This is a genomic window from Actinomadura sp., assembly GCF_044508335.1.
Classification (GTDB): domain Bacteria; phylum Actinomycetota; class Actinomycetes; order Streptosporangiales; family Streptosporangiaceae; genus Spirillospora.
In genome coordinates this window covers 3,327-10,510 of record NZ_JBIQHY010000172.1, presented here as the reverse complement: position 1 = coordinate 10,510, position 7,184 = coordinate 3,327, and the positions used below count along the sequence as shown (strand labels likewise).

Below are 7,184 nucleotides of genomic sequence, written 5' to 3'. Positions count from 1 at the left end.
GTTCTACTACGACGTCGAGGAGTTCCGGTTCCATGACGGGCGGCTGCTGCTGCGCGGCAACAACGGCACCGGCAAGTCGAAGGTGCTGGCGCTGACGTTGCCGTTCCTGCTGGACGGCGAGCTGTCCCCGCACCGGGTCGAACCGGACGGCGACCGGCAGAAGCGGATGGAGTGGAACCTGCTGCTCGGCGGGAAGCATCCGCATCCGGAGCGGCTCGGCTACACGTGGCTGGAGTTCGGCCGCCTCCACCCGGACGGGACGCCGGAGTACCGGACGCTCGGCTGCGGGCTGAAGGCGGTGAAGGACCGCGGCATCGTCCGGCACTGGTTCTTCGTCACCCCGCAGCGGGTCGGCGCCGATCTCTCCCTCGTCTCGGAGACCCGCGTGTCGCTGACGCGGGAGAAGCTCCGCGAGGCGGTCGACGGCCGCGGCATCGTCTACGACCGCGCGTCGGACTACCGGCGGGCCGTGGACGACGCGCTGTTCGGGCTGGGCGAGCACCGGTACGAGGCGCTGGTCAACCTGCTGATCCAGCTCCGGCAGCCGCAGCTGTCGAAGAAGCCGGACGAGCGGCTGCTGTCGCGGGCGCTGACGGAGGCGCTGCCGCCGCTCAGCCCCGCGCTGATCACGACGGTGGCGGAGGCGTTCCGGGGCCTGGACGAGGAGCGGGACGCGCTGCGCGCCCTGGAGGAGGCGCACAAGGCGGCGACCGGCTTCCTCAGGCACTACACGCGGTATGCCCGGATCGCCGCGAAGCGGAGGGCCGCCGGTCCGCGCCTCACGCAGAGCAGGTACGAGCACCTCAACCGGGATCTCGGCGAGGCGGAGACGCGGTTCGCCGCGGCCGAGGCCGAGTTGGCCGAGGTGGCGGGGCTGCTGGACGGGCTGGCCGCGGAGAAGACCCGGCTGGAGGCGCGCCGGCGGGCCCTGGAGACCAGCCCGGAGATGCGCGACGCCGAACGCATCGATCAGATGGGCGAGGAGGCCCGCCGCCGCGACGCGCACGCGAAAACGCAGGAACGCGACCGCGACGATCTGTCCGGCGAGGCGGCGCGCAAGCAGGCCAGGGCGGAGAAGACGCGGTCGCGCGCGGACGAGGCCGAGTCGGGCTTCGGCGCCGTCCGAGACCGTGCGGTGACGCTGGCGGCGGCCGCCGGATGCGGTCCGGCGCACGCGGCCGCCATGGACGGCTGGGAGGACGGTCTGACCGACGCGCGCCGCGCGACCGGCGCGCTGGCCGACGACCGGTCCCGCGCCCTTGCCGAACTCGACCGGCTGCTGGCGGCGGTCACCGCCGCGCGGACCCGGCTGGAGACCGCAACCGCCGAGGCGGAACGCCTGGTCGGCGAACTGCAGGCCGCGGCCGAGCGCATCTCCGCGGCGGAAACGGAGACGCGGACGGGTGCGGCGGACCTGCGGGACGCCTACGTCACCTACCTGGCCGGGCTGACCGAGATCCGGGTGGACGACCCCGACGCGGTCCTGGCCCGGCTGGAGGAATGGGCGGAGACCGCCGACGGGCGCAATCCCGCGGCGACCGCCGTGGACGACGCCGCCCGTGAGGCCACGGCCGCGCTCGGCGGCCGGGTCGCGGACGCCGAATCCCGGCTGCGGGCCGAACACGCCGCCGAGACCTCGCTGCTGGAGGAGATCGGGCGGCTGGAGGCGGGCGGGCACGACGTCCCGCCCGTCCCGCACACGCGCACCGCCGCGCGGGAGGGGCGGCCGGGCGCGCCGCTGTGGAAGGTCGTCGACTTCGCCGAGACCGTGCCCGCCGACCACCGCGCCGGGCTGGAGGCCGCGCTGGAGGCGTCCGGCATCCTCGACGCCTGGGTGACGCCGGACGGCGCGCTGCTCGGCGCGGACGACACCTACCTGCTGACCGGGGAGGCCGTGCACGGGCCTTCGTGCGCCCTGGTGCTGCGCCCCGCGATCGACCGCGCCGACCCGGGGGCCGCCGCGCTCACCGCCGACGCGGTGCGGGCCGTCCTCGCGGGGCTGGGGCTCGGCCCGGGCACGCGGACGTGGGTCGCGGTGGACGGCCGGTGGGCGAACGGCGTCCTCGGCGGTTCCTGGCGCAAGGACAGCGCCGACTTCATCGGCGAGGGCGCCCGCGAGGCCGCCCGCCGCACCCGGATCACCCGGCTGCGCGCCGACCTCACCGAGACCCGGTCCCGGATCGCGGCGCTGGACGCGGAGCTGGACGGCCTGGCGGCGCGGCGGGAGACGCTGACCGCCGAACACCGGGCCGTGCCCCGCGACACCGCGCTGCGCGAGGCCCACGTCCGGCTCGCCGGCGAGCACCGCAGGCGGCGGGAGCTCGACGGCGAGCGCACACGCGCGGAAGAGGCCGCGGCACGGCGCCGCGAGGAGGTCTCGGCGGCGGCGGAACGGGCCGCCGAGTTCGCCTCCGATGTCGGCCTGCCCGGCGGCGAACCGGAACTGGCGCGGGTGCGCGAGGCGGTCGGCGGCTACCGGATGGCACTGGCCGAGCTGTGGCCCGCCGCGCAGACCCTGCTGGCGGCGCGGGAGGCGGCACGGGAGGCGGCCGAAGAACTGGCGCGCGTCCGGGAACGGCTGGCGGAGGCGGCGGAGCGGGCCGCGGAGGCGCGCGAGCAGGCCGACGCCGCCGCCGAGGCGCACCGGGCGCTGGTCGAGACGGCGGGTGCCGCCGTCGACGAGCTGTTCCGCCGGCTCGAGGAGGTCAAGCGGGCCATCACCGACCGGGAGGGCGCCGAGTCGCGGGCCCGCGACCGTGAGCGGTCGGCGGTCGCAGAACGCGGCAAGGCCGGGGAGGCCCGCGACCGGCTGCGCGAGCAGATCACCGAAGCGGCCGTGATCCGCGACGGCGCGGTGGCGGAGTTCCGCGCGTTCGCCGCGACCGGCCTGCTCGCCGTTGCCGTGCCCGCCCTGGACATACCTGATCCGGCCGAGGAGTGGGCGCCCAACCCGGCCGTCCTCCTGGCCCGCGCCGTCAACACCGAACTCGACCAGGTGGACGACGGCGACGGCCCGTGGGAGGGCGTCCAGCGGAAGATCTCCGAAGAGCACAAGCTGCTGTCGGACGCGATGTCCCGGCACGGGCACTCGGTCGGCCTCACCGTCTACGGCGGGATCATGGTCGTGGACGTGCTGTTCCAGGGCCGCACCCGCGACGTTCCCGGGCTGGCGGACGCCCTCGACGCCGAGACGGAGCAGCGCGCCCGCCTCCTGTCGGCCCGTGAGCGGGAGATCCTGGAGAACCACCTGCTGAACGAGGTCGCCGGCACCCTCCAGGAGCTCATCGCCGCCGCCGAGGACGAGGTCCGGGACATGAACGCCGAGCTGGCCTCCCGCCCGACGTCGACCGGGATGCGGCTGCGGCTCGTCTGGAGGCCCGCGAAGGGCGCACCCGACGGCCTGGACCGCGTCCGGGAGAAGCTGCGCCAGACCATCGACGCCTGGTCGGTGGACGACCGCGCCGCCGTCGGCCGGTTCCTGCAGGAGCAGATCACACGCGAGCACGCCGACAACCCGGCGGCCGGCTGGACGGAGCAGCTCACCCGCGCCCTGGACTACCGGTCGTGGCACGCGTTCACGATCCAGCGGCTCCAGGACGGGCAGTGGCGTCCCGCGACCGGCCCCGCATCGGGCGGCGAACGGGTGCTGGCCGCCTCGGTCCCGCTCTTCGCGGCCGCGTCCGCGCACTACAAGTCGGCCGGCAACCCTTACGCGCCCCGTCTCGTCGCCCTGGACGAGGCGTTCGCCGGCGTGGACGACGACTCACGCGCCAAATGCCTGGGCCTGCTCGCCACCTTCGACATGGACGTGGTCATGACGAGCGAACGCGAATGGGGCTGCTACCCGCAGGTGCCGGGCCTGTCGATCTGCCAGCTGACCCGCCGCGACGGCATCGACGCGGTCCTGGTGACGCCATGGCGCTGGGACGGCCGCGAACGCACCCGCGCCGACGAGCCCGACCCCGAACCGGCGACCGGGCAGGCGGACATCTTCGAATGACCGACACCGACCGCCTCCGCCGCCTGCTCGGCGGGCCCGACACCGCCTGGCTCGTGCAGCGCGTCCGCTCCCGCCTGGAACGCGGCTCTCCGCTCACGGGCAAGGTCACTCTGGCGCGGGCCACGCCGGCCGAACGCCGCGCGGCCGAACTGCTGCTCGGCCGCCGCGCCGGCACCGGGACGTCGCTGTCGGTGCCGCTCCCCGAGGTCGACCGCGTCCTGCGCGCCAGCGGCGCGTCTCCGGACGGCCTGGCCGCCGCCGTCGAACTCCTCGACGGCCCCGTCCGCGACCTGACCCGCGAGAACGCAGCGATCGCCGCCGCGTGGGCTTCGGCCTTCGCCCCGCTCGACGAAACCCTCGCCTCCCGCCCCGAACTCGCCGAATGGCGCGCCTGGCTGGACGCGACCGGCCTCGTCCGGCGGCTGACGTCCGGCCCCGCCGAAGCCGCGGACCTGCTCCACCGCCTCGCCGCCGTGGTGCGCCGCCTGCCGTCCCCCGACATGCCCCTCGGCCGGTTCGCCGCCGAGACCTGCGGGCACGCCCACGCGCTGGACGACGGCCCGCTCGCCACCCTGGCCCTCTCGTCGGCCCGGGCCCTCACCGGCCTGCCGTTCCGCGCGGACGGCGGCGCCGAGTCCCGCCGTGAGACCTGGGCGTCCGTGGGGGTGCACATGGACGAACTCTCCTCCACCGTCCTGTGCCTGGGCCTGCCCGGCGACGCGCACACCCCTTTGGGGCGCATGCTCGCCGCCATGCGGGGCGAACCGGTGTCGCTCACCCTCCGCCAACTGCGCCGCCACACGGCCTTGAAGGCCGGTCTCGTCCGCGTCTGCGAGAACCCGGTGGTGGTGGCCGCCGCGGCCGACGCGCTGGGTTCCGCCTGCCCGCCGCTCGTATGCTGCAACGGCCGTCCGTCAACGGCGGTCTGGCGCCTCCTGGAACTCCTCACCGAAGGCGGCGCGGAGTTCGCCTACCACGGCGACTTCGACTGGGGCGGCGCCGCGATCGCCGCCGCCGTCCACGCCCGCATCGGCTGGCGCCCGTGGCGCTACGACGCGCCCGCCTACCTCAAGGCGACCTCGGACACGCCCCTGACGGGCCGTCCCGTGCCGACCCCCTGGGACCCGTCCCTGGCCACCGCGATGAAGGACCGCGCCGTCCGCGTAGAGGAGGAGCAGGTCCTCACCGGTCTCCTCACCGACCTGGCCCCCTGACGGCATCGACGCTTACACGCTCGAGGCCAAGCTTTTCGTCCGGCCTGAGCCGCGGGGACGAAAGCGCGTCCGCCAGGCGCTCGGCCTCCCGCCCGACACACTCGACCTGCACACCGAGGACGAGCAAGCCGAGATCAGCGGACTCTTCAGAAAGGCCGCGGGGCCGCCCGAGCCGAAAGCGGGCTCGTTCTTCGTCCGCACGGACGTCGAACACGCCTTCGCCGGGGCCTCGTCCATGGCACGGCCACCACCGACGCGTACGGCTACCTCCGCGACGTCGAACGCGGCTGGCGGGCCTCTCTCGGCGAACTCGGCACGTCCAGACTGCGCATCCTCCCGACGATGGCGGACGGCCTCCTCAAGTACGCGAAGGAGCACGACCGCGACAGAAGGAGCAGACCCGCGCCGACCACCTTATGGACCGCATCCGCGAAGGCGCCCCCACCCTCGACTGGCCCCCGGAACGCAACGACCCCTGCTGGTGCGACTCAGGCCGCAAGTACAACAAATGCTGCGGCTCCCCTGCCAACCGCTAGAACGTCCGTCGCAACCCACCAGACCTCCTCTTGGACGGCATCCGCGCCCCCACCGCCGACCGCGAGGCCATCGACGTCTACCTCGCCGTGGGCGAGCGCGAAGACAGCCCCCACCGAAGCCCTGATCCACCTCTACTCCACCGCCCGCCCCCCTTGGCGTGAGAGCGGTGAGGACGGTCAGGGGCCGAGTCGCTCCAGCCTGTCCCTGACCCGGATCGCCGACGGGTGGTCCGGGCCGGCGTCGCGGCTCAGGTCGTCATGCAGGTCGGCCAGCGTCCGCCGCGCCGCCGCGTGCTCGCCGACCTCGGCCTCCAGCTCCCCGACGCGGCGCCGCAGCTCCAGGACGCGGGGATCGTCCGCCGGCCGTACGTCGAGCTGTTCTGCGAGCAGCCCCCGCAGCAGCCGCAACGCGAGCCTGTCGTCGCCGCGCGCCCGGTCGCAGTCGGCTTCGCCGAGGCGGCACTGGACGACCCGCTCGTCCTCCACCCCGAACCGTGCGGCGAGGTCGTCGCCGAGCCGCATGAAGACCCCGGCGGCCCTGCCGTGGTCGCCGCCGCCGGCGAGCACGTTGGCGTAGAGCAGCCGCAGCTTGACGGCTTCGGGGTCGTCCACGGCGAGGGGACGGCCGTCCGGTTCGACGACCGCCTCCAGCACACGCGCCGCGTCGGCGTGCCGCCCGTCCCGGGCCAGCGCCGTCGCCTCCCGGCGCACCCGGCTCATCTCCGCCGTGCTCGCATGCGGCCCGCCGCTCTCCGCCCGGCCCCCGGGCCGATGCAGGACACGGGTGAGAACGTCGGCGTACATCCGCAGCGGGCTCGCCTCCTGGTCGGCCATGTGCGGCAGCGGGTGCGCACCCGACACGTGCGGGACGAGCCGGCGGTACACGACGGCGGCATCGTCGGGACGCTTCGCCGGATCCTTGGCGAGCAGTTCGGCGACCAGGTCGGAAAGGTCGCCCGGGACGTCCGGCCGGAGCTTCCCGACCGGGATCGGACGCGCGTTGACCTGCTGCTCCAGGACGGCGTACTCGGTGTCTCCGACGAACGGCGCCCGACCCGTGATCATCTCGTACAGGACGCAGCCCAGAGCGTACAGGTCGCTGCGCCCGGTGGCGGTCTCGGAGCGGACCTGCTCCGGCGGCATGTACAGGGCGGTCCCGATGATCGCGCCGCTGCGGGTCAGCCTGGTGACCTCCGGGTCGTGCAGCAGCGCCAGCCCGAAGTCGATGACCTTGACGGCGCCGTCCGGGCACAGGATGAGGTTGCTCGGCTTCAGGTCGCGGTGCAGGACGCCTTTCCCGTGCGCGGCGGCCAGCACCGCGGCGACCTGCGCGCCGACCGCCGCCACCCACCCGAGGGGCAGCGACTCGGTCTCGGCGATGACGTCGTCCAGCCGGATGCCGTCCACGTACTCCATGACGATGAACATGCGCCG

4 protein-coding genes are annotated in these 7,184 nt (G+C 74.8%); 3 read left to right on the top strand and 1 reads right to left on the bottom strand.

The window, feature by feature from the left end:
- The 3 genes from ACIWVC_RS32775 to ACIWVC_RS32765 form a co-directional block, all read left to right on the top strand.
- The coding region (locus ACIWVC_RS32775) for a TIGR02680 family protein (RefSeq protein ID WP_396455030.1) at positions 1–4,000 on the top strand (4,000 nt) is incomplete at its 5' end.
- Complete coding sequence (locus tag ACIWVC_RS32770; protein WP_396451766.1) at positions 3,997–5,214, top strand: TIGR02679 family protein; 1,218 nt, start codon at positions 3,997–3,999, stop codon at positions 5,212–5,214. The genes ACIWVC_RS32775 and ACIWVC_RS32770, both read left to right, overlap by 4 nt.
- A gap of 416 nt (positions 5,215–5,630) precedes the next feature.
- Positions 5,631–5,750, top strand: a complete 120-nt coding sequence (locus tag ACIWVC_RS32765; RefSeq protein ID WP_396451764.1) for an SEC-C metal-binding domain-containing protein — start codon at positions 5,631–5,633, stop codon at positions 5,748–5,750.
- A 177-nt stretch (positions 5,751–5,927) separates the two neighbouring features.
- Here ACIWVC_RS32765 and ACIWVC_RS32760 read toward each other — a convergent pair.
- Positions 5,928–7,184: protein kinase (locus ACIWVC_RS32760; RefSeq protein WP_396455029.1), on the bottom strand; the 1,257-nt coding region annotated here is incomplete at its 5' end.